This is a genomic window from Neglectibacter timonensis (assembly GCF_900048895.1).
GTDB classification, from domain to species: domain Bacteria; phylum Bacillota; class Clostridia; order Oscillospirales; family Acutalibacteraceae; genus Acutalibacter; species Acutalibacter timonensis.
On the sequence record NZ_LT160640.1, the window covers coordinates 596396 to 620612 of the forward strand.

At 45.3% G+C, this 24217-nt stretch carries 22 protein-coding genes; all 22 read left to right on the forward strand.

The annotated features are described in order from the left end of the window. The first annotated feature begins 6 nt into the window (after nucleotides 1-6). The 22 genes from pknB to yihA all read left to right on the forward strand — a co-directional run bounded on the left by pknB (nucleotide 7) and on the right by yihA (nucleotide 24213). Nucleotides 7-2052 carry a Stk1 family PASTA domain-containing Ser/Thr kinase gene (pknB, locus tag BN3911_RS11690; RefSeq protein ID WP_066865827.1) on the forward strand — a complete coding sequence of 682 codons (2046 nt, stop codon included), beginning with the start codon at nucleotides 7-9 and terminating at the stop codon, nucleotides 2050-2052. Between the two features lie 14 nt (nucleotides 2053-2066). Beyond that, nucleotides 2067-2960, forward strand: coding sequence for a ribosome small subunit-dependent GTPase A (gene rsgA / locus BN3911_RS11695; RefSeq protein WP_187127738.1), 894 nt, complete (start codon nucleotides 2067-2069; stop codon nucleotides 2958-2960). Continuing rightward, nucleotides 2936-3577: a thiamine diphosphokinase gene (locus BN3911_RS11700; RefSeq protein WP_066865830.1), complete on the forward strand. Its 642-nt coding sequence runs from the start codon at nucleotides 2936-2938 to the stop codon at nucleotides 3575-3577. The genes rsgA and BN3911_RS11700 overlap by 25 nt, the downstream gene beginning before the upstream one ends. 468 nt (nucleotides 3578-4045) lie before the next feature. Further along, nucleotides 4046-5581, forward strand: coding sequence for a DUF3794 domain-containing protein (locus BN3911_RS11705; protein ID WP_066865833.1), 1536 nt, complete (start codon nucleotides 4046-4048; stop codon nucleotides 5579-5581). A gap of 31 nt (nucleotides 5582-5612) precedes the next feature. Next, on the forward strand, nucleotides 5613-7088 hold the full coding sequence (gene spoIVA / locus BN3911_RS11710; protein ID WP_066865836.1) for a stage IV sporulation protein A: 1476 nt from the start codon (nucleotides 5613-5615) through the stop codon (nucleotides 7086-7088). A 334-nt stretch (nucleotides 7089-7422) separates the two neighbouring features. Next, nucleotides 7423-8019, forward strand: a complete 597-nt coding sequence (locus BN3911_RS11720) for a zinc metalloprotease (protein WP_147578591.1) — start codon at nucleotides 7423-7425, stop codon at nucleotides 8017-8019. A gap of 112 nt (nucleotides 8020-8131) precedes the next feature. Then, entirely contained in the window at nucleotides 8132-9976 is a 1845-nt protein-coding gene (locus BN3911_RS11725; protein WP_066865844.1) for a TIGR03960 family B12-binding radical SAM protein, read from the forward strand. Next, entirely contained in the window at nucleotides 9963-10616 is a 654-nt protein-coding gene (locus BN3911_RS11730) for a TIGR03936 family radical SAM-associated protein (protein WP_066865848.1), read from the forward strand. Before BN3911_RS11725 ends, BN3911_RS11730 begins: the two co-directional genes overlap by 14 nt. Nucleotides 10617-10789: 173 nt before the next feature. Beyond that, nucleotides 10790-11134, forward strand: coding sequence for a 50S ribosomal protein L19 (rplS, locus tag BN3911_RS11735; RefSeq protein ID WP_066865851.1), 345 nt, complete (start codon nucleotides 10790-10792; stop codon nucleotides 11132-11134). A gap of 143 nt (nucleotides 11135-11277) precedes the next feature. Continuing rightward, nucleotides 11278-11796 carry a signal peptidase I gene (gene lepB / locus BN3911_RS11740; RefSeq protein WP_187127739.1) on the forward strand — a complete coding sequence of 173 codons (519 nt, stop codon included), beginning with the start codon at nucleotides 11278-11280 and terminating at the stop codon, nucleotides 11794-11796. A 32-nt stretch (nucleotides 11797-11828) separates the two neighbouring features. Beyond that, entirely contained in the window at nucleotides 11829-12413 is a 585-nt protein-coding gene (gene lepB, locus BN3911_RS11745; RefSeq protein WP_066865857.1) for a signal peptidase I, read from the forward strand. Nucleotides 12414-12431: 18 nt separating this feature from the next. Continuing rightward, complete coding sequence (ylqF, locus tag BN3911_RS11750; protein ID WP_066865860.1) at nucleotides 12432-13322, forward strand: ribosome biogenesis GTPase YlqF; 891 nt, start codon at nucleotides 12432-12434, stop codon at nucleotides 13320-13322. A gap of 103 nt (nucleotides 13323-13425) precedes the next feature. After that, nucleotides 13426-14052 carry a ribonuclease HII gene (locus BN3911_RS11755; protein ID WP_066865863.1) on the forward strand — a complete coding sequence of 209 codons (627 nt, stop codon included), beginning with the start codon at nucleotides 13426-13428 and terminating at the stop codon, nucleotides 14050-14052. 41 nt (nucleotides 14053-14093) lie between these two features. Further along, nucleotides 14094-14411: a YraN family protein gene (locus BN3911_RS11760; RefSeq protein ID WP_242871120.1), complete on the forward strand. Its 318-nt coding sequence runs from the start codon at nucleotides 14094-14096 to the stop codon at nucleotides 14409-14411. A 25-nt stretch (nucleotides 14412-14436) separates the two neighbouring features. Further along, a complete protein-coding gene (locus BN3911_RS11765; protein ID WP_066865868.1) occupies nucleotides 14437-15375 on the forward strand; it encodes a dipeptidase in 939 nt (312 codons plus the stop codon). A gap of 47 nt (nucleotides 15376-15422) precedes the next feature. Continuing rightward, nucleotides 15423-16931 (forward strand): threonine synthase, encoded by a 1509-nt coding sequence (gene thrC, locus BN3911_RS11770; RefSeq protein ID WP_066865871.1) that lies wholly within the window; start codon nucleotides 15423-15425, stop codon nucleotides 16929-16931. A gap of 3 nt (nucleotides 16932-16934) precedes the next feature. After that, the gene (locus BN3911_RS11775) at nucleotides 16935-17624 is read left to right on the forward strand and encodes a metallophosphoesterase (protein WP_066865874.1); all 690 of its coding nucleotides are present in this window, start codon (nucleotides 16935-16937) and stop codon (nucleotides 17622-17624) included. A 135-nt stretch (nucleotides 17625-17759) separates the two neighbouring features. After that, entirely contained in the window at nucleotides 17760-19142 is a 1383-nt protein-coding gene (tig, locus tag BN3911_RS11780; protein ID WP_066865876.1) for a trigger factor, read from the forward strand. A gap of 72 nt (nucleotides 19143-19214) precedes the next feature. Next, nucleotides 19215-19796 (forward strand): ATP-dependent Clp endopeptidase proteolytic subunit ClpP, encoded by a 582-nt coding sequence (clpP, locus tag BN3911_RS11785; protein ID WP_066865878.1) that lies wholly within the window; start codon nucleotides 19215-19217, stop codon nucleotides 19794-19796. Nucleotides 19797-19813: 17 nt separating this feature from the next. After that, nucleotides 19814-21115: an ATP-dependent Clp protease ATP-binding subunit ClpX gene (gene clpX, locus BN3911_RS11790; protein WP_066865881.1), complete on the forward strand. Its 1302-nt coding sequence runs from the start codon at nucleotides 19814-19816 to the stop codon at nucleotides 21113-21115. A 97-nt stretch (nucleotides 21116-21212) separates the two neighbouring features. Beyond that, nucleotides 21213-23615 carry an endopeptidase La gene (gene lon / locus BN3911_RS11795; RefSeq protein WP_066865884.1) on the forward strand — a complete coding sequence of 801 codons (2403 nt, stop codon included), beginning with the start codon at nucleotides 21213-21215 and terminating at the stop codon, nucleotides 23613-23615. A gap of 10 nt (nucleotides 23616-23625) precedes the next feature. After that, nucleotides 23626-24213 carry a ribosome biogenesis GTP-binding protein YihA/YsxC gene (yihA, locus tag BN3911_RS11800; RefSeq protein ID WP_066865887.1) on the forward strand — a complete coding sequence of 196 codons (588 nt, stop codon included), beginning with the start codon at nucleotides 23626-23628 and terminating at the stop codon, nucleotides 24211-24213. The last annotated feature ends 4 nt before the right edge of the window (nucleotides 24214-24217 follow it).

Consider the following 24217-nt stretch of genomic DNA (forward strand, 5'->3'; position numbering starts at 1 on the left):
CTGATTATGGATAGATTCATTGGGAAACGCCTGGACGGCAGATACGAAATCCATGAGCTCATAGGGGTCGGGGGAATGGCGTATGTGTACCGTGCCTATGACCGTGTAGAGGACAGGTGGGTGGCCATCAAAATTTTGAAGGAGGAATTTTCCAATAATAGTGATTTTCTCCGCCGCTTTCGAAATGAATCCAAGGCTATCGCAGTCCTTTCACATCCCAATATCGTTCGGGTTTTCGATGTGAGTTTTGGAGATCAGATTCAGTATATCGTCATGGAATATATCGACGGAATCACTCTCAAGCAGTATATCGAGCAGGAGGGGGTAATCCGCTGGAATGAAGCGCTGCATTTTACAGTCCAGATTTTGATGGCGTTGGAGCATGCCCATGAAAAGGGGATTATACACCGGGACGTAAAGCCGCAGAATATCATGCTGCTGCAGGATGGCACCATCAAGGTAGCTGATTTTGGGATCGCCAGATTCCTGCAGAGCGAAACACAGACCATGACTGATAAGGCCATAGGTTCTGTTCATTATATTGCACCGGAGCAGGCAAGAGGCGACTATATTACCGATAAAGCCGATATCTATTCTGTCGGCGTGATGCTATATGAAATGATTACCGGAAAGCTGCCCTTCGAAGCTGACAACGCTGTTTCTGTGGCATTGATGCAGCTGCAGGCCAAACCGGTAATGCCCAGAGAAGTCAACCCCTCCATTCCCCGTGGTTTGGAACAGATTACAATGAAGGCGATGGAGAAAAATCCGGTGGATCGTTTTCAATCTGCCGGGGAGATGCTGGATGACATTGAAGAATTTCGGCGAAACCCTTCCATGGTGTTTCAGTATGATTTGCAGACCGGAGCTGCTCATTATGATGCCTCTCGCAGTATGGATGCCTATGATAACTCCCGTTTCACCCCAAACTATAATGACAATTATGAGTATGAGGAGGAGTTGGTTCGCTCGAGAAAGCGTGCCAAGGGTTCTATGGTAGTGAAAGGAGTATTGGCCGCAGCTGTCATAGTCCTTTTGGCGGTCGGCGCGGTTTATTTGCTCAATACCTGGAAAGATTCTTCTAAAGAAAACGATCAGATCGTCATGCCGGATTTTGTGGGGAAGATTTATGCGGAAGAGGTAGCTGGAAACGAAGAATATACGAAAAATTTTACTTTTAAATTAAAAGAAGGCAATAATCCGGACAAACAGCCGGGTGAAATACTCAAACAGAGCCCGAACAGTGGAATGACGGTAAAAAAGGGCCGCGAGGTAGAATTGACTATCAACGGAAAGATCGAAAAAGTAGACGTACCTGTACTGGAAAATTACCGGCAGGAAGATGCGATCAAACTGTTGAGCGACGTAGGTTTGAAATATAAAATTGAGAGCGTCCCTTCAGACGATGTAGAAGTGGGCAAGGTGGTAAAAAGCGACCCTCAGGCAGGCCAATCGGTAGATGCCGGCTCAGAAGTCAAACTTTTCGTAAGCACCGGGCCCGCTAAGAAAAAAATTACGATTCCGGATAATCTTAAGGGAGAGCTGCTCTTTAATGTGACGGCGAAGCTGGAGGATGCAGGTCTCAAGATAGGAACTGTCACACAGGATGATTCCAGCACGGAGGCTGCCAATATTGTGCTGAGCACGAACCCCGCGCCGGGAAGTTCTGTTTCAGAAGGTTCTGTGGTGGACATTGTGGTAAGCTCCGGGAAAAATTCCCCAAAGACTTTGAGATACGACGTAGGTTTGCCCAGCGGCGTTGACCAGGACATCCTGCTGAAAGTATACAGAAGCGGAACGCTGGTGGACACGCAGACAATTAACCCGGCTTATGACAGTACGTATACACTGGAATTCACCGGCACAAGCGGTGTCGAAACTGTTGTGGTGGAATTGGACGGGCAAAATTATCTATACCTGGATTTTGATTTTGACTCTTCCAACGTACGTGAGACAAAAAGTTTTGACTATGTGCCCAGCGGAGGCAGTGATGAACCGGACTCCTCCTCCTCAGAGTCCTCTGAGAACAGCAGCAGTGATATTGCAGAATAGCCGGACGGTATAAAATGAAAATGATTGGATTGATTCTCAAGGGGATTGGTGGGTTTTATTCCGTTGAAACGGAAGAAGGCAGAATCACCTGTAAGGCCAGAGGCCGCTTTCGTAAAGAGCGAATTACCCCATTAGCTGGCGATCAGGTTGAAATAACTGCTGCAGAAGACGGGACGGGGACGATTGACGAGATTTTGCCCAGAAAGAATCACTTGGTTCGGCCTCCGGTGGCAAACCTGGATAGGTTGTTTGTAGTTTCTTCGATGTGTGATCCTTCCCCTGATAAATTTTTGATTGATAAGACGATAGCGGCAGCCGAGACCAAGCAAATTGAACCCGTTTTAGTTTTTACGAAAACTGATTTGCAGGTTTCAGATGGTTTGGAAAACATTTATAGAAATGCAGGTTTCCTCTGCTGCGTGGTGTCTTCTGCAACCGGTGAAGGTGTGGAAAAAGTAAGCCAATTGCTCGAAGGCAAAATTTCTGCTTTTACTGGGAATTCCGGTGTGGGAAAGTCCACTCTTCTAAATGCACTGTTCCCTGAACTGACGCTTAAAACGGGGGAAATAAGTCATAAACTGGGCCGCGGAAGGCATACGACCCGCGAGGTGGAACTGTATCCCATCGGAAATGCAGGTTATGTCGCCGACACACCTGGTTTTTCCACCTTCGATATGGAACGCTATGACTTGTTCGACAAAGAGCAGCTTGTCTATGGGTTTCGTGAATTTCTCCCCTTTTTAGGAAAATGTCAGTTTACCTCCTGTTCACACACTTGTGAAAAGGGATGCGCAGTGTTGCAGGCTGTGACAGAAGGGAAAATCAGTCCATCCAGGATTGAAAGTTATCGTGAGATGTATCAAGAGGTAAAGGATATAAAACAATGGCAGAGAAACAAAAATGTATGATTATCGGGGCTTCTCCTATACCTGGCAAAAAAATTTTTCTGGAATATCCACCTGCTGACTATTTCATCATCTGCGCAGACGGAGGATACGAAACTGCTGTTACATTCGACATCCAGCCAGATTTAGTTGTAGGGGATTTTGATTCGGCTTCTCAAATGCCGCCCAAGACTATGAAATGTCTTTCACTACCTGTTGAAAAAGATGTAACAGATACCATGTTTGCCGTGATGAAGGGCCTGACAAAGGGGTTTCGCGATTTTGTTCTTCTGGGCTGTCTGGGGGGCCAGCGTTTTGACCATTCCATCGCCAACTTGGAAGTTTTGCAGTTTCTGACTGATCATGGGGCAAAGGGCGTCCTTGCCGACGAGCATACAAAGGTTTTTGTTATTCGTGACAGTCGCTTGCGTTTGTCTCAAATGAAGGGAACGACGGTTTCGGTGTTTCCGTATAACGGCGCCACATGCAATGTTTCCTATGACGGGCTGGAATATCCGCTCAACCATGAAACACTAACCTGCGGCGGTACCCTGATGGGTGTAAGCAATCGTGTAAACGCCGATTTGGCGGAAATACGGGTACATACCGGTACTGCTTTGGTAACCCTTTACGAACCGTAACAATTTTTACATCTCCTGTATATACTGGAATAAACGAGCGAAGCCGTCAGACAGGAAACGGAGATGTTCCACATGATTAAACCAAACTGCAATTTTTCTTGCTTTAAAAATTATCAAAGCAGGTGTATGTGTGCCGTTTGCTTTGGGCTTGGTATGTCTCTTTCCTGTTTCTGTCCGGTTGGGCTGACGCTGTTTCTTTCTGCGGTGATTATGGTGGCCCTTGGCGTTTCGTTATTACGTCATTAAATCGGAGGTTCATGTGATGAAAGTGGTTGTCCTGCAAAGCAAAGGCTTTATGGGGTTTGTGCTTCGTAAAGTATTCGGTATTAAGAAGCAGCAGGCCGAACAGTAAATTTACTTAAAGTACAGGGTGCCTGCCGGAGTTTTCCGGCAGGCACCCTGCTTTTTTGAATATTTCTGTTGTCCCTGCATACATATGGGGTAGAAAAGAAAAGGAGAGGATACCGTATGCAGGCAAAAATAAAGACCGAGCCATATGAATATTTTGACCCCGTATTTGACGGCAGCTATGAAGTGCCGATAGATACCGAATACAACTTGCCCGATTATTGTGCAGACATCCAGAAAATATTGAAGTGCCGGGTACTACCGGAGATCTCTTCCTATTTGATCTCAGAGGATACGCTGACCTGCGACGGCGTCTGCGATATTCGGGTAATGTATCTGGACGCCAAAGGCGGCTGCATTCGCTGCTGCGATTTTACCAAAGAGTTTTCTGCTTCCATTAAAATTAAGTCCTCAGAAGAAAAAGCGGTGGCATGTATTAAGGCTGCTGCGGAACATTTGACCTGCCGGGCGGTAAGCGCCAGAAGAATAGATTTACATATCGCCGTTTCTCTTCAGGTTCTTGCCGTTGTGCAGAAAAAGGAGCTTATCACTTCTGAAATCGAAGATAGTACCATAGAAAAAAGGAGCCAAACCATTAAAGCGGCGCAGGCCGTCAATGCGGTCAGCCATCAATTTACAATAGAGGATTATCTGCCCCTTAAGAACGGAAAGCCTCCTATTGAAAGCATCCTTCGCAAAGAAATCTCCTGCAGGGTAAGTGAATTTAAGACGGCAGAGGAACGCCTGACAGTAAACGGGACCGCCAACGTTACATTTCTTTATCTCTCTTCTGTTGACGGAAGTACCACTGAAAAGATGACGGCCAGTATCGATTTTAATCAGGTGATTGATTGTCTGGGCGCCTCAGAAGGATGTGTATGCGATGTAAAAGTCATACCGGGAGAAAGCAGCATTCAGCCGAAAGAAGATAATGTAGGGGAATATACTGGAGTAAATGTTCTGATCAAGGTCTTCCTGGTTGCATTTCTTTATCAGGAATGTGAAGTGGAAATTATCGACGATGCTTATTCCATTGCGGCACCCCTAGATTTGCATTACTCCCAGTCCTCCTTTACAGAAATACATGGCATACATTCTGAAATTCTAAAGAAAAAATGTGCGATTACAGTAAATGAAGATGAAATTCAAAAAGTGATCGACCTTTGGAGTGAGCAGGACGATGTTCAATCTTACTGTGAGAAGGGAAAAATCAATTATCGGGTTCGTTACTCAATTTGTATCCTGTATATGAATGCTCAAGGGAAAATTTTATATACAGAAAAAACTTTTGATTACAATTTTTCATGTGAGTTGGAGAGCGAACAGGCAAAGAAGAGCGATACCAGCTTTTTAACCGATATTTGGGAGTACCGGATTACAGATAAAAACACAGTAGAAGTTTCTACAGAAACCTTTGTAACCTCTCTTCTTTACAGCAAGGCTTCTGTAAAATATCTTACATCAGCCATAACAGATGAAAATGGCAAAGCGTTCGAAAAGGGTTCAAAGCTGCTCGTCTATTATGCGGAGCAAGGGGAAAACCTTTGGGATATTGCCAAGAGCCACCGTGCGCTGCTTTCAGATATTCGTTCTCAAAATGAATTGTATGATGAGACGGTTCCCCAATCAGGACCAATTCTCATCTGCAGCCGATGACAGGAATCTATATACTTAGAGGAGTACGATTATGGAAGAATTTAATGTATATCGGGATATTCAAAACCGCACAAACGGAGAAATCTATATTGGTGTGGTAGGACCGGTACGGACAGGAAAATCCACCTTTATCAAAAAATTTATGGACACTGTGGTCATTCCCAATATTCCGGATGGCATGCAGAAGGAACGGGCCATCGACGAACTTCCCCAATCCTCTGCCGGAAGAACAATAATGACAACGGAGCCTAAATTTATTCCGGAACAGGCGGTGGCCGTACAGATAGATGAAGACGCCTCCTTCCATGTGAGAATGATCGATTGTGTAGGGTATATTGTGCCCAGCGCCATTGGTTATATCGAGCAGGATCAGCCCCGAATGGTACGCACCCCATGGTATGATGAGCCGATCCCTTTTAATATGGCAGCCGAAATCGGAACCAAAAAAGTAATTACGGAGCATTCGACCATCGGACTGGTGATTACGACCGACGGCAGCATCAGCGATATTCCCAGAGAAGAATACGAAGAGGCAGAAGAAAGAGTGATCAATGAACTGAACGAGACATCTCGTCCTTATGTGATCCTCCTCAACTGCATTGAACCGAAAGCTCCGGAATCCACCGCACTTGCAGGAAGGCTCTCTCAAAAATATGAAGTTCCAGTAATCCCGGTCAACTGCATTGACATTACAGAGCAGGGAATCAAAGAAATTATTGCCAGTCTATTATATCAATTTCCCGTTCGTGAAGTAGAGTTGGATCTTCCGGGATGGGTGACATCCCTGGAAAACAGCCACTGGCTACTGTCAAACGTTTTGGATTCCGTACGCGCATCCTTTGACATCTCAAAAATGTGCGAAGTAAAAAGCATGTTGGAGGGAATCAAAAACTGTGAATTTATCAAGAGCATCAATGTGGAAAACATTAATTTGGGAAGCGGAAAAAGCCGTGCGGAGCTGCTGTTTGATCAATCGCTCTTCTATAAAATTTTGAGTGAAAAAACAGAGCTTCAAATTGACAGTGAATCTGAACTTCTGACACAGCTTATTGAGATGACAGAAATAAAAAAGAAATTCCAAAAGCTTCAGCAGGCTTACGAAGATGTGCAGGAAACCGGTTATGGGATTGTGATGCCTGAGGTGGAAGAACTGACTCTGGAAGAACCTCAAATTCTGAAACAGAACGGGAAATACGGAATCCGGCTGAAGGCCACCGCGCCTTCCATACATATGATGAAAACTCAAATTTTTACAGAAATTACACCTATTGTGGGATCCGAACAGCAATCTGAGGAATTGGTCCTCTATCTGCTGAAGGAATTTGAAGAAAATCCAGTAAAAATTTGGGAATCAAACATTTTTGGCAAATCCCTGCATTCTCTGGTCAATGAGGGAATGCATAATAAGCTCTACCGTATGCCCAACGACGCCAGGGAAAAAGTACGGGAAACCATAGAGCGCATTATCAATGACGGCTGCAACGGATTGCTCTGCATTATTCTCTAGCAATGCAGGACCGGGAACGCCTTCAGGAAATTGAAGAGATAGGGGAGCAGGAAGAGAATGAGGAAGAACTGCAGAACGAATCGGTTCGGTCAGGCCACAGCATTGTTCCACTGGTACAAACGGCGGTCTGTGTCCTTATCTTACTAGCACTCTTGTTTCTAAAATATACGGATCAGGAAAGATATCAGTCTGTGACCGGATTCTATCAGAAAGCAGCAGAAGAGGAAATAGAACTTCCTAAACTCCCAGAAAGACGGGAGGCCTCCGAAAGTTTTCTCCCTTCAGCGGAAAGCTCAAATACTGTTCAGCCAAACGCCGATCTGGACAAAATCTGATGAGGAGTATTTCAATCCGCCGCTGCCAATTTCATTTTTCCTTCTTTGCGCTGCTTGCGTTTTGCTGTGTGGTGACCGGCATCGAAGGCGGCGCTTTCCTTTTTATGTCTGTCTGTCTGCATGAATCCGCGCATCTGGCTGCCATGGCTATTTTTCATGCCCTTCCGGTAAAGGTTGTTTTTTCTGGATTTGGTTGTCGTATGATTCTTTCCGAGAAACATAGACTAAGCTATAGGCAGAATGCAGTCATATCCCTGGCAGGTCCGCTTGGTAATCTGGCTCTTGCCTCTGTTTTTTTTGTTTTGAACCCCGAGAATCAAATTGCAATCCAAAGCAATCTGGCATTGGGCATCCTGCATCTGCTGCCAATTGAGCCCTTGGATGGGGGATTAGCTGTCCACGCGTTCCTACGCGGTAAAATTGCGGCAGGAAAAGCGGACAAAATATGTCTGGTCTTATCAATTACTTTACTGCTTCCCTTGTCTATCCTTGGGTTTTTGATTTTGCTTCAAACAAGGTATAATTTTTCTCTTTTAGCTCTCAGCATATATTTGATGCTTTATCTGGTATTAGGCCGTAATTTTTTGCCTCTTTGAAGAAAAGTTGCAAATATCCTAGAAAAAAGGTATAATTACAAAACAAGAAAGTGGGAATCCCGGCGTTGACCGGGATTCCGTTATACTGGGACAAAATAACGGAGAGTCAATTATGTATTCTAAAGAAGTAGAAAAATTACTGCTGAAAGTCCAAAAGCCCGGGCGCTATGTGGGCGGTGAAATGAATTCCATCATAAAGAAAAAAGAAGAAGTGGATGTACGCTTTGCTTTTTGTTTTCCCGATACCTACGAAATTGGTATGTCGCATTTAGGGCTTAAGATACTCTATGGAGCAATTAATGAGGTGCCGTACTTCTGGTGCGAACGTGTCTTTGCCCCTTGGATTGATATGGAAGCCCTGATGATAGAGCAGGGTCTTCCGCTGTATGCGTTGGAAAGCGGCGATCCAGTGCGGGATTTTGATTTTATCGGATTCACGCTTCAATATGAGCTGAGCTACACCAATGTGCTCAATATGCTGAAACTGGCTGGAATCCCCTTGAAAAGTAGCGAGCGGACTGGTTTGTTTCATATAGTAGTGGGCGGAGGCCCCTGCGTCTGTAATCCAGAGCCTCTGGCCGATTTTTTTGACCTCTTCTTTCTGGGTGACGGGGAAGAGGTGGATGTTGCCGTGATGGAACTCTACCGGCGCTGTAAGGCGGAACAAAAGAGCAGGCAGGAATTTTTGGAATTAGCCGCACAGATTGAAGGCGTTTATGTTCCTTCCCTTTATGAGGTAAGCTATCAGGATGACGGGACAATTAAGGCCTGCGTTCCTAAAAACGGAGCGCCGGAAAGAGTAAAAAAATGTGTGATCAGGGAGATGGACAAGGCTTATTATCCCAGTACTTTTGTGGTGCCGCTGATCGATGTGGTGCACAACCGGGTTTCTGAAGAAGTTCTGCGCGGCTGTATCCGTGGATGCCGGTTCTGCCAGGCCGGCTTCCTATATCGTCCGTTCCGGGAAAAAAGTATTGATGTCATAGACGCCCAATGTCAAGCGCTCTGCGCGTCGACCGGATACGATGAAATTTCTCTCTCCTCCTTGAGCACCAGTGACTACAGCCAGCTAAATGAACTATTGGACCGGCTCCACACCTGGACTGAAAAAGAGAAAGTAAGTGTTTCCCTCCCCTCGCTGAGAGTGGACGGGTTTTCTCCGGAACTGATGGAACGAATTAACTCCGTTCGAAAAAGCGGTCTGACTTTTGCGCCTGAAGCTGGTTCCCAACGTATGCGGGACGTCATCAATAAAAACGTGGAGGAGGAGCAGTTGCTTCATACTGTCAATGTGGCTTTTACCGAAGGCTGGAATAGGATTAAACTTTATTTCATGATCGGTCTGCCGACAGAGACGCCTGAGGATGTTCAAGCCATTTTGACATTGGGCAAAAAAGTGGTAGACGTCTTTTACAACAATCCAAACAGGTCAAAGGGAAAGGGTGTTGAAGTTACCCTAAGCGCGGCCGCCTTTGTTCCCAAGCCATTCACGCCGTTTCAGTGGTTTGGACAGGACACTATGGAAACATTGCACGATAAGCAACGGGTTCTAAAAGGAAATATTCCCTCGAAAAGATTGACTGTCAATTATCACGGGGCGCAGACTAGTTTTCTAGAAGCTGTTTTTGCCCGCGGCGACCGAAGGCTTGCCCCGGTATTGGAGCTTGCCGTAGAACGGGGAATCCATTTTGACGGCTGGGATATCTGTTTTAATTTTGAACAGTGGATGTCTGTTTTTCAAGATTTAGAGGTTGATCCCGCATTTTACGCAAACAGGCATCGCGAGTTTGACGAAATATTCCCCTGGGACCATCTGGACTATGGCATCCGGAAAGAATTCTTGATAGAGGAATGTCGCAGAGCATACCGCGGGGAGACTACCCCAAACTGCAGAGAAAAATGCGCGGGCTGCGGAGCGGCCTGCTACGGCGGAGGACTTTGTGTTGAAAAACGTTAGGATCTGGTTTAAAAAAGACGGGCCGGCAAAATATATATCGCATCTGGATTTAGCCAGGTGTATGGGGTATGTGCTGAAAATGGCGCGTCTTCCTGTCTGGTATACAGAGGGATTTAACCCGCGAATCCATATGACTTTCGCCATGCCTCTCTCTTTGGGAGTCAGCGGGGAACAGGAATGTATGGATATTCGTCTAACAGAGGAAGTCTCCTACAGTAACGTCACGGAAAGGATGAACCGTCATCTTCCTATGGGGCTTCAAGTATATCGTGCGTCCGATCCGGTCATGACTTTTAACGAGATTCAATTTGCCGATTATACTGTGGAACTGGAAGCAGAGGACAGCAGGGAAATAGCTGACGATCTGGCCGAGCTGTTGGCGCAGGAACAGATAACCGTTATGAAGCATGCGAAAAAGGGAGCGAAAGAGTTTGAAATAAAACCTTTCTTAAACGCAGTGACTATGGATATCACCGGTTCGCAGACGGTAAAGCTCACACTTTGCCTGCCCTGCAGTACTGAAGGCAGTATCAATCCCAATTTGCTGCTGGAAGCTTTAAAAAAATATAAAGGCATCACACCTTATGCTTCGGTAACTAGAAATGGTTTGCTGACAAAAGATCATACGGAATTTCTGTAAAAAAAGCTTGCATTGAGACAGGTGTTATGCTAAAATATTAAAGCATTTGAAATCCGCAGGTCTTTCTCAGATTGCTTGCCTGTGGGAGTCAACGCGCATCGCGCAATGAAGCGGGCAGTCCGCTGTCTCGAAGAGACAAGAATGTCTGAATAAAAATTTTGGAGGAATATCAAATGGATGCATTGAAAATGATTTCACAGGACTCTTTGAAAACAGAAATCCCTCAGTTTTCTGTAGGCGATACGGTCAGGGTGAGTGTTAACATCCGTGAAGGTGAAAGAGAAAGAATTCAGCAGTTTGAAGGCACTGTCATAGCCAAGAAAGGCAGCGGAATCAGTGAAACCTTTACTGTTCGCCGCGTTTCTTATGGTGTTGGAGTCGAGCGAGTATTCCCGCTCCATTCGCCTAATGTAAAAGCAGTTGAAGTGGTACGTATGGGCCGGGTTCGCAGAGCGAAATTGTATTATCTGCGTGACAGGGTCGGTAAAGCGGCAAAGGTTAAAGAACAGCTTCGGTAAGGGCTGGATACAAAAGTTTTTCAAAAGGGACAAGTTTTGTCCCTTTTTTGCTATTATTTTTCAGTTTGGAGAAACGTCTTATGAATGTGGAAACAGTGGAGAGCTGTGCCCAAAGCGGTCCGGGAAAGGGCTCCAGAATTATTTTGGAATGGATCGAAGAACTTGTGATTGCTGTCGTATTGATTGCTGTGGTTTTCACCTTTCTCTTCCGCATTATTACTGTCACCGGCACCTCTATGATACCCAATTATAATGACGGCGACCGTGTTCTCGTGGTGAGCAATCCCTTTCAAATCGGCCAGGGCGATGTTGTAGTCATTATCAACGTACTTGAGGAACCCATTATCAAGCGCGTTATTGCCACGGAAGGGCAAACGGTAGACTTTGATCCGGAAAGTAAAGCTGTTTTGGTGAACGGACAACCGGTTGATGAGACAGAATTCGGACTTTCCAATGGGATGACCGATCTTCCTTATACTTCCTTTGAAATTTTAGAATTCCCGCAGACAGTTCCGGAAGGCTGCGTTTTTGTTTTGGGAGATAACCGTGCGGTATCAGAGGACAGCCGCTATAAAATAGTCGGGATGATTGATGAACGCAATATTCTTGGAAAGGCTGTTTTTAATATTTTCCCCTTTTCCAAAATTGGTCCGGCAAATTAAGTTCCAAGGAAAGATCGAGGCGGTATCGTTAAATGGATATAGAAAAGGAAAGTATCAGCGAACAAAAGTCATATCCTGATAAGACGGTAAAATCCGTGTTGGAATGGGTAGAAGAAATTGTGTTCGCTGTGGTTTTGATCGCCGTTATTTTCACTTTTATTGTTCGGATAATCACGGTGGACGGACGTTCTATGATGCCTACCTATCATAATGGGGATCGGGTTTTGGTCAGCGGGCAGGCTGGAAAGCTGGCTCAGGGAGATATTGTAATCATAGTACACGCTTTAGAAGAACCCATTATCAAACGCGTCATTGCCACGGAAGGGCAAACGGTGGACTTCGATCGCGAACTTCGCGAAGTCACGATTGATGGAGTCCCTGTGGATGAAACAAAATATGGAGTCGAACCTGGTATTACGGAAGTGCCGGATTATCCAGGACAGATGCTGGAGTTTCCTCAGACAGTTCCGGAAGGCTGCGTTTTTGTGATGGGGGATAACCGTACCAATTCAACCGACAGCCGTTTTAAGGAAGTGGGTATGGTAGACTGCCGCAATGTGTTGGGAAAAGTATTCTTTAATTTATACCCATTCTCCAATATGGGACCTGTATCCTAAGAAAGGCGGCATTGAGAATTGAGCGATATACAAGCGGTGCAGTGGTTTCCGGGACATATGGCGAAAACCCGCCGAAAAATTACAGAAGATCTGAAACTGGTTGAGTTGATAGCTGAATTGGTGGATGCTCGAATTCCCCAGAGCAGTTCTAATCCAGTGCTTCGAAATATTATCAAATCAAAACCGAAAATTGTGCTGTTAAACAAGAGTGACATGGCTGATCCTGTACAGACAAACCGTTGGATTTCCCGCTATCGGGAAGAGGGAACTGTGGCCATTGCCCTGGATAGTAAAACAGGGAAGGGAATGTCTGCTTTCTTTCAGGCAGCCCGGGAAGTTTTGAAGGAGCAGATAGCTGCCTGGGAAAGAAAAGGGATGCGGGGGCGTCCAATCCGTATCATGGTACTGGGTATTCCCAACGTGGGGAAGTCCTCCTTCATCAACCGGATGCTTGCAGGGAGCGGCGCAGGAAAGGCGGAAGTGCGTGATAAGCCCGGGGTAACCAGAGAGAACAGATGGTTTACTGTTGGGAAGGGATTCGAACTGCTGGATACACCTGGTGTGCTCTGGCCCAAATTCGAAGACCCAATTGTTGGAGAGCATTTGGCCTTTACCGGTGCGGTCCGTGATGAGATCTTGGATATGGAAGGGCTTGCCTGCCGGTTGCTGGAATTACTCTCTACGTTGTACCCTCAGGCGATCCCTTACAGATATAAAGTTGATCTGATGCAGGAAAGCAACCTGCCGGGTTATGAAATTTTGGAACGTATTGGCAGAAAACGCGGTATGCTGATTTCTGGAGGAGAAGTCGATACTGAACGGGCCGCCATAACAGTGCTGGATGAATACCGCAGCGGCAAGCTCGGCAGAATGACATTGGAACAAGCCATAAGCTGTGACAAGTCCTGAAGCTTTACGGCGGTGAACAAACGATTGTGCCATCTTTTCCGAGCTTCATTCTGTTCAGAAGCCTTAAGTCCGCTGATTTTGATAGAAAGGACCAGCTTTTTTTATGGCGCCGAAAAGCAATTTGAATACTGATTGGTTTTTTTATGAACGTCTTGCAATGGATCGGGGCTTCCAACGAATCTGCGGGGTCGACGAAGCGGGCCGCGGCCCGTTGGCAGGGCCTGTGTATGCGGCAGCAGTAGTTTTGCCGCCTGAATGTCATATTGACGGATTAAACGACTCGAAAAAAATATCAGAGAAGAAACGGGAAATGCTTTTTGATGTGATTCTCGAAAAGGCAACAGCCTACGGAATCGGTTATGCCGATGCCGCTGAAATTGATGAATTCAATATTCTCAACGCTACCTTTCTGGCGATGAAGCGTGCTTTACAAAAAATTGAGCCTTCTCCAGACTGGGTGATGGTAGACGGAAACAGAATGCCTCCACTATCATTGCCGGGAGAGACCATTGTTCAGGGCGATGGTAAAAGCGCAAGTATTGCTGCCGCATCTATCCTTGCCAAAGTGAGCAGAGACAGAATTCTGAGGGAATTGGGGCGTCGTTATCCCGAATACGGATTTGAAAAACATAAGGGATATGGCACAAAAGTACATTATGCAGCCATAAAACGATATGGAGTCCTGCCGGAACACCGGAAATCGTTTTTAAAAAATTTGTCGGAGAAGTGATAAACATGGACAATAGTTCCGGAAAGCTTGGAGAAGAAGAAGTGGCAAAATTTCTGGAACAGAAGGGCTATTCCATTCTACAGAAAAATTATCATTCTCGATTCGGTGAAATCGACATCATCGCTCAGAACAGTCAATATATTGTATTTGTGGAGGTAAAAACCAGGCAGAAGGGAAGTTTAGTTCATCCATTTGAAGCTATTACCTCTGCGAAACGGCGGAAAATTGTTTTAACTGCAAAAGAGTATTTGGCGCGGAATCACACTTCCCTGCAGCCAAGATTTGATGCAGCTGCTTTGATAACAGAGGATGGATCGGTTGTTGAGACAGAATATTTGGAAAACGCTTTCTTCAGCTGAGTTCTCTGAAAGGTCGTGATGAATTTTGTATTATTTCGATCTCCACTGTGATACAGTGACTGAATGTATGATGAAAGGAAAATCTCTGCTGCACAATGATCTTCATATAGACCTGAAACGCGGCGCTGCATTGGGACATTACATACAGTGCTTTGCTGCCTGGATTCCTGACACGCTTCGAGGAGAGGCAGCTTTTCAACATTTTATAAAAATTGCAGATTGCCTGGAACAGGAACGCCGTGCTTATTCCAATAAAATGCAATGCCATAGGATGCCGGAAACTGGGGAAGGAATCCATCAAGATAGTACGGTTACTGCAATTCTTACCGTTGAAAATGGCGCTGCATTGGGAGGCACGTTGGAAACAATTCCAGAACTTCGACGGCGCGGCGTCAAGTTGTTGACCTTAACGTGGAATGGAGAAAACGAACTGGGTCGGGGCGTGATGGCGCCGGGAAAGGGCGGTCTGACAGAGTTTGGAAGAAACGCTGTCAGGATGTTAGAAGATGCTGGCATCATCGTAGATGTTTCCCATGCCAGTCCAGAACTGTTCGAGGATGTCGCATCCATAGCCAAAAAGCCGTTTATCGCCACCCACTCTAACTCTATTCAATTGTGCAGACATCCAAGGAATCTCAGTGATCAGCAATTTCTGGCAATCAAAGCGTCCGGCGGTATCGTAGGACTAAACTTTTATCGGGGTTTCCTTAACGATACTCCTGACAAAGCGTCTATGATGGATATCCTGCGGCATGCGGAGCATTTTCTCTCGCTGGGAGGCGAAGATGTGCTTGCCATGGGAAGTGACTTTGACGGTGCTTCTCTGCCCTTTGATATGGAAGGCATTCAGTCTGTACCGAGACTCTGGGAGCTTTTTCTGCGGCATAATTATAAGGAATCTTTGCTTTATAAAATATTTTATCAAAATGCTGCGGAGTTTTTTATCCAGAATAAGTTGTTTTAGGTTTACTTGGAAATCTTACAGGAATTTGTAAATGCAGGTGATGTAAAATGTTGTATCAAAGTACAAGGAATTCGTCCGTCAAGAAAAAGGCATCCGAGGTCATTGCCAAAGGTATATCGGAGGAAGGGGGGCTTTTCGTTCCTGAAAACCTGCCTGACCTTCAGGAGCATTTCTCCCAGATGGCAGAAATGAATTATCGCGAGCTGGCAAAATATATTTTCTCCAAGTTTCTGACGGATTTTACGCCGGAAGAGATTTCTGCCTGCGTGGAAAACGCCTATGCTTCAGATCGTTTTAATGGAGAAGAACCAGTTCGGCTGGTTCCTCTGACGAAAACAGGGGAGAATAAATATCTGCTGGAACTATGGCATGGCCCGACCTGTGCTTTTAAAGATATGGCTCTCCAGATTCTGCCCCATTTTCTCACTGTATCGTTGCAGAAGACTGCTCCGGAAAAACAGGTAGTAATTCTTGTTGCCACCTCCGGTGATACAGGTAAGGCAGCTTTAGAGGGATTTCGTGATGTTCCGGACACAAAAATTCTGGTTTTTTACCCTCAGGATGGGGTCAGTCCCATGCAGCAGCGCCAAATGTGTACCCAAGAAGGAGATAATGTTTGTGTTTGTGCGGTAAAAGGAAATTTCGACGACACCCAAACAGGCGTAAAACAGATTTTTACCGATAAACGAATCGGCGCTCTTTTGGATGAGCAGAATATGTTATTTTCCAGCGCCAATTCTATCAATTGGGGAAGGCTTCTGCCCCAGGTGGTCTATTATTTTTATTCCTATTTTGATTTGTTCCGCAACGGAACGATTAAATCCCTGGAAGAAAAAATCAATATAGCGGTTCCAACAGGAAATTTTGGCAATATTCTGGCTGCTTACTATGCCAGTAAAATGGGGCTTCCGGTCAAACGTTTTCTCTGCGCCTCCAATTCCAACAATGTACTCACTGATTTTATCCGAACGGGCGTTTATGACCGGCGCCGGGAGTTCTATACAACCAGCTCTCCTTCCATGGACATTCTGGTATCCAGTAATCTGGAGCGCCTGCTATACGTGCTTGCAGAAGAGGACTGTTCCAGCGTTTCCGGCTGGATGGAAGAATTGGCCTCTACAGGAAAATATGAAGTGAATCAAAAAGTTTTCTGTAAAGTAAAAGAGCTTTTCTTTGGCGGGTTTTGCGATGACAACGAAACTGCCGCTGTTATACGTGAGCTTTTAGAAGAAGAAAACTATCTTTGCGATCCCCACACGGCGGTGGCAGTAAATGTTTACCGACAGTATCTGCAGGAGACAGGGGACACTGCTCCGACGATTATTGCCTCTACTGCAAGCCCCTATAAGTTTGTACAAAATGTTTTGGGCGCGGTTGCCGATGCCTCCGATCCGGATGAATTTTCAAATCTCAATCGTTTGGAACTGCTCTCCCACACAGATGCCCCTTCCCAGCTGAGGGGATTAAAGGATAAGACCGTACGTTTTACTGACTGCATCACAAAAGAACAGATGGCAGAATTTGTTTTGCAGGCAGTCTGTTCAGACAGGAGTTGATCCATGGCGTTATTTGTCATTGCTGATCTTCATTTGTCGCTTAGCGCAGATAAACCCATGGATGTATTTCCTGGATGGTCCAATTATGTAGAACGTCTGGAAATGAACTGGCGGCGCACTGTGGCCGAGGAAGACACTGTGGTTTTAGCCGGTGATTTGTCTTGGGCTATGAAGTTGGAAGATTCTTATGCGGATTTTTCATTTCTGCACTCGTTGCCTGGAAAAAAGCTTTTGATGAAGGGAAATCATGATTATTGGTGGTCAACTAAGACCAAAATCGATCATTTTTTCGCCAGCCACGACTACTCGGATTTTCAGGTGTTACATAACTGTGCCTACCGTATCGGAGAGATTTCTGTCTGCGGTTCCCGCGGATGGCTATATAACTCAGCCAGCGAAGAGGACAAAAAAATTGTCAGCAGAGAGGCGGGTCGTCTGCTCGCCTCTATTCAGGATGCCAGAAGGCTGGGAGGAAGGCCCGTTGTTTTTCTGCATTACCCGCCGGCCTATGACAGTATGGAATGCTCGGAAATTCTTGAGATCCTTCTGAAAGAAGGAATTACAGATTGTTATTTTGGTCATATCCATGGACAGCAGGCGGCCAGAAAAGCGCCTATTGGAGTCTATAAGGGAATCAAAATGCATTTGGTTTCCTGCGATTTTGTGGGTTTCTGTCCCGTTCTTGTAAAATAGGCGTTCAGTGCTGTAAAAGCTTAGATTTTTCTCATTTTCGGGAAATTATTTGCAGAAAAGATATAGATTATTAAAATCATGTATGCTATAATGATTCAGTTACTTTTTTAAGTTTATTTGAGAGGAAAAAGAGACATGAATTTGAAAGCCACCAACAATGTAGAAACCAACAAATATGAACTTGAGATCGAGGTTACCTCTGAGGAATTCAATCAGGCCATCAATGAGGTCTACAAAAAAGAGAGCAAAAAAATGAACATTCCCGGCTTCCGCAAAGGAAAGGCTCCGAGAGCGTTTATCGAAAAATATTATGGGGAAGAGGTCTTTTTTGAGGCCGCTGTTGATCATCTCTATCGCCCCATGGTGATGGAGGCAGTTGAAAAATCCGAGCTGAAAGTGATCAGCATCGGAGAGTTTAAGATTGACGAAATTGGCAAGGAAAAGGGAATTCTTTGCAAGTTGAATGTTGTGGTCAAACCTGAAGTGAAAATTGACGGTTACAAGGGAATCGAAGTGACAAAAGAGCCAGTGGCTGTCACAGAAGGCGATATTGACGCTGAAATTGAGCGCGTTCGTGAGCGCAATTCCCGTATGGTTAATGTGGACGACAGAGCTGCTGAAAATGGCGACATTACCGTTATTGATTTTGATGGATATGTGGACGGAAAGCAGTTTGACGGCGGCAAAGCGGAAAATTATGAACTTACGTTGGGAGCCGGCCAGTTTATTCCTGGATTTGAAGAGCAGATCATCGGACACGCCATCGAGGAAGAATTCGACGTAAGTGTGAAGTTCCCCGAAGATTATCATGCAGAGGAGCTTAAGGGGAAGGATGCGACCTTCAAAATTAAGCTTCATGAAATCAAAATGAAGGAACTTCCTGAAGTTGATGACGAATTTGTAAAAGATGTAAGTGAATTCGATACGGTATCCGAGTACAGAAATGACCTGGAAAAGCACCTTCTGGAACAGCGTCAGAAAGCTGCAGACTCAGATGCCGAAAATCAGATGGTGGATGCCATCATTGAAAAGGTTGATGCGGTAATCCCTGAAGAAATGATCGAAAACGAAATAGATGAAATGATCAACTCTTTCGCCTACCGTCTTCAGTCCCAGGGGCTCAACCTGGAAACTTATCTGAAATATACCGGTATGAGCACCGATAACCTGCGGGATCAATACAAGCTTCAGGCTGAGCGTCAGGTAAAAGTACGCCTGGGTCTTGAAAAAATAGCCGAGCTCGAAGATATCAAGCCCACTGAGGAAGAAACCGAAGCCGAGTTTGAAAAGCTTGCGAAAGCCTATGAAATGCCTGTTGAAAACGTCAAGAATTTTGTAAGCGTAGAGGCAATTAACGCAGACATAGCCAATCAGAAGGTGATTGATTTCATTCGTGAGAATGCCGTGATCACTGAAGCAAAACCGGAAAAAAAGCCTGCTGCAAAAAAGAAGGCAGCTCCCAAAAAGAAGAGTGCGAAAAAAGAGGAAATTTCCGAAGAGGAAAAAACTGAGGATTAAAAATCTCTTTTGAAGAATAAAACTTATTGTTTGATTTCATACTAACCAATGCTTGGAAAGGAGCCTATTGTCATGAGCTTAGTGCCTTATGTTGTTGAACAAACGAATCGCGGCGAACGTTCTTACGATATTTTTTCCCGTCTGCTAAACGATCGGATCGTCATGTTGAACGAGGATGTCAACAGCGCCTCGGCGGGAGTAATTGTTGCTCAGCTTCTGTATCTGGAGGGTCAGGATCCCGAAAAGGATATTGCTCTTTATATCAACAGCCCCGGCGGGGTCATTACAGACGGTATGGCCATTTACGATACCATGCAGTATATCAAATGCGATGTTTCTACTATTTGCATCGGTATGGCGGCCAGTATGGGCTCCTTCCTGTTGGCTGCTGGTACCAAAGGAAAACGCTTTGCGCTTCCCAATAGTGAAATCATGATTCATCAACCCAGCGGCGGAGCACAGGGCCAGGCAACAGATATCAGCATCCACGCAAATCATATTCTTCATGTGAAGAAAAAATTGAATACTATCCTATCTGAAAGAACCGGGCAGCCGTTGGAGGTTATTGAAAGAGATACCGAGCGTGATAATTTCATGACTGCACAGCAGGCTTTAGAATATGGTTTGATTGATAAAGTGATCGACAAGAGATAAGGAAAGGAAGTGGACGGATGGCAGGCAATAACGAAAACGAGATCTGCTGTTCCTTCTGCGGCAAGCCTCAGGCAGTGGCCGACCGCCTGATCGCAGGTTCTGGCGTCTATATCTGCGATGCCTGTGTCAGGCTTTGCATGTCAATTATTGAGGACGAAGACCGGCTGAAAAAGGGACGCAGCGACGAAAAGGAAGTGGGAATTCTCCTTCCTAAGCCGCATGAAATCAAAAAGAAACTCGACGAGTATGTTGTTGGCCAGGACAATGCCAAGATTGCCCTTTCTGTCGCCGTTTACAATCACTATAAGAGGATTTATTTTTCCGATGACGAAATAGAGCTGGCAAAGAGCAACGTACTCCTGCTTGGCCCTACTGGTGTGGGAAAAACATATCTTGCCCAAACTTTAGCTAAACTACTCGACGTGCCTTTTGCAATAGCAGACGCTACTACGCTGACGGAGGCCGGCTATGTTGGTGAGGATGTGGAGAACATTCTGCTCCGTCTCATTCAGGCTGCGGATTTTGATATTTTCCGTGCAGAGCGCGGTATTATCTATATCGATGAAATTGACAAAATCTCCCGGAAATCGGAAAACCAGTCTATTACCCGTGATGTCAGCGGGGAGGGAGTACAGCAGGCACTTTTGAAGATTCTGGAAGGCACAACTGCAAGTGTTCCTCCAAAGGGCGGAAGAAAACATCCCCAACAGGAAGCGATTATGATCAACACCTCGAATATCCTGTTTATCTGCGGCGGTGCATTTGATGGGTTGGAAAAAATAGTACAAAAGCGGATGGCCTCTAATTCTCTGGGTTTCGGAGGAGAGGTTCACGGGAAGCAGGAGCTCAATGAAATCGACTGGATGAAAGATGTCACCCCTCATGATCTTGTAAAATATGGGCTGATTCCTGAACTGGTTGGGCGCATCCCGGTTATTACTTCGCTTAATGCACTTGACGAGAATTCTCTGGTACGTATTCTTACCGAACCTAAAAATTCTTTGGTGAATCAGTATAAGAGGCTGTTTGATCTCGACAAAGTGGATCTGGAGTTTACTTCTGAAGCATTGGTCAGCGTTGCCAAACGAACGCTGGAGCGCAAAACAGGCGCCAGGGGATTGCGGTCTGTTATGGAAGACGCTTTGTTGCCCTTTATGTACGAGATACCCAGCGACTATACGGTAGAAAAAGTTACTGTAACAAAGGAAACGATTGAAAAAGGCGAAAAACCAGATATCGTTTATAACAAAGACAGAAAACCTGTAAAAATAAAAATCACGCAGCCGAAGCGGCGTGACCGTAAAGACTCAGTGTCATAAGCAGAGAAACGGAGAAGGCTGTTGCCGGCGTTTGCCGGCGCAGTCTTTCACTGATTTTAGGAGTACATACTGACAAATGTTTACAGAAGATAATAATATGATAGAGACAAATCTTGTTCTGCCTGTTTTGGCAGTGCGTGGCCTGGTTTTTTTTCCAGGGATGATGCTTCAGTTTGACGTGGGCCGTAAAAAGTCAATTCTTGCTGTAAGCGAATCTATTGGAAAAGATAGGCTGATATTTCTTGTATCCCAGGTTGACCTATCAGAAAATGAGCCAACGGGGGAAGATTTATATAAAATCGGGGTTATTGCCCGTATCAAACAAGTTATCCAACACTCCGACGATGGCGTAAAACTGCATGTAGAGGGGATCTGCCGCGGTGAGATTTCTTCTTTGGCGCAGGAAGACCCTTTCCTGCTGGGAAACATTGTAAAATGCCCTGTTCTAACCTATAAAAAATCCTATCGTTCAGAGGCGCTGGTCCGTATTGTCCATGAGAAGTTTGACGAATATCTGCGTCTCTTTAAACATGTTCCCCCTGATATTTTACTGGGGGTTTTACAGGAAAAGGATTGCGGCAGACTGGCTGATTACATTGCTTCGAACATTTCAATTGATTTTGAGCGGAAGCAGTATATTCTGGACGAGCTGAGACCGCTGAAACGGATGCAGAAGCTGATTGATGTATTGACCGAAGAAATTCAGATTTTGGCTGTTGAAAATGAAATAAACCAGAAAGCACAAGCCCAGATCGACGAAAATCAGCGGGAATATTTCCTCAAGGAGCAGCTGCGTGCTATTACCAGCGAATTGGGGGAAGAAGATAACCCTCAGCAGGAAGCCGATGAACTAAGGCAAAAAATAACGGCACTCGGTTTGCCCAAACTTTGTGAAGAAAAGCTTCTAAAGGAATGCGACAAGCTGTACAGAATGCCCTATGGTTCTCATGAGGCCAGCGTAATCCGGCTTTATATCGATATCTGTTTAGAACTTCCCTGGAATAAAATGACCAAAGAAAAGTTGGATTTATCCCGGGCACAGCGTGTTTTGGACCGGGATCATTATGGTTTGGAAAAAGTCAAAGAGCGTTTTGTGGAAATTTTGGCCGTTAAAAGCCTGGCGCCAAAACAGACAGGGCAAATCATTTGCTTAGTCGGTCCTCCTGGTGTTGGAAAAACATCCATAGCACGTTCTATCGCAGAAGCCACGGGTCGAAAATATGTGCGTGTTTCTCTGGGTGGCGTCAGCGATGAGGCGGAAATTATGGGACATCGCAAAACCTATGTGGGATCAATGCCTGGCAGAATCATCAGCGCAGTAAAACAGGCAGGTGTGAAAAACCCACTCATTTTGTTGGATGAAATTGATAAACTGGGACAGAATTTTAAGGGCGATCCTGCGTCCGCGTTGCTTGAAGTACTGGATCCGGAACAAAATTCTGAGTTTTCAGATCATTATATCGATATGCCCTTTGATTTAAGCCATGTGTTGTTTATTACAACCGCCAATGATGCATCCCGGATCCCCGGGCCGCTATATGACCGGATGGATATTCTTGAACTGGGAAGCTATACGCTCGAGGAAAAACTGAACATAGCCACAAAACACTTAGTTAAGAAACAACTCCAAAAACATGGCATCAAAGCATCTCAGTTGAAATTTACGAAATCCAGCCTGCAGGAGCTCATCGAAGGCTATACCCGTGAAGCAGGTGTGAGAACTTTAGAACGCAATATTGCCGCTATCTGCAGGAAAGCTGCAAAAATGATCGTATCCGATCCAGAGTTCAAATCTTTCACGGTGAAGCCGGAAAATTTGGACGAACTGCTTGGACCCAGGAAGTTTTTGCATGACGAGCTCTCTATTGAAGATACCATCGGCTTGGTAAATGGTCTGGCTTGGACCAGTGTTGGCGGTGAACTGCTTCCCATTGAAGTGGCTGTGATGGAAGGAAATGGAAAAATACAGTTAACCGGTTCTCTGGGTGACGTGATGAAAGAATCCGCTAATGCGGCAATCACCTGTATCAGAACACGGGCAGGTGCTCTTGGGCTTTCTCCTAAATTCTATGAAAAATGTGATATCCACATTCATGCACCAGAAGGAGCGGTTCCAAAAGATGGTCCCTCTGCGGGCACTGCAATGGCAACCGCGATAACTTCTGCTCTCTGTGGAATACCGGTACGGCACGATGTAGCTATGACAGGGGAAATTACTTTACAGGGAAGAGTGCTGCCGATCGGCGGGCTAAAAGAAAAAGCTATGGCTGCCTATAAAAACGGTATGAAAACCGTGATTATTCCTGCCGACAATGTCCCTGATCTGTCTGAAGTGGACGAAGTTGTAAAAAACAAAATCCGCTTTGTTCCGGTAAAGCGAATTGATACCGTTTTGGAAACCGCTTTGAATTATATGCCTAGGCCCACTGGTAAAGATGGAGTTGTTCATTCGGCTGACAATGCAGTGCAACACGCCAAGGCTCCGGAATTATACCAATAAGGAGTAAATTGTGAATTTTCAAAAAATAGAATTTGAACTTGCCGCCGGCAAAGAGGATCAGCTTCCCGAAAGCAGCTTTCCGGAAATTGTTTTTTGTGGAAAATCTAATGTAGGCAAGTCATCTCTTATCAACAAATTAGCTAATCGGAAAGCTTTAGCCCGTGTCAGCGCGACTCCTGGAAAAACAGCGACAATTAATTTTTATCGTCTTCCTGATTGCCGCTTTGTGGACTTGCCCGGCTATGGATATGCAAAAGTTTCCAGAGCCGAAAAGGAACGGTGGGCGAATTTGGTAGAAGGCTATTTTGCCCAACAGCGTAGAATTGCCCTGGTCATACAGCTTTTGGATATGCGGCACGAGCCTACTCAGGATGATATTTCTATGATCAATTTTCTATTGGAGACGGGTCATCCGTTTGTGGTGGTTTGCACCAAAAGTGATAAACTCAACCAAACACAGTCTACTGCTCAAAAAGCTTTGTTTACAGAGGTATTTCAGGAAGCTGAAATTAATTTTTATCCTTTTTCAGCGGTTTCTGGCGTTGGACTTGAACAGGTAAAAGAGCTGATTGAGCAGGCTGTAGTACAGAACGGGTAGAGGA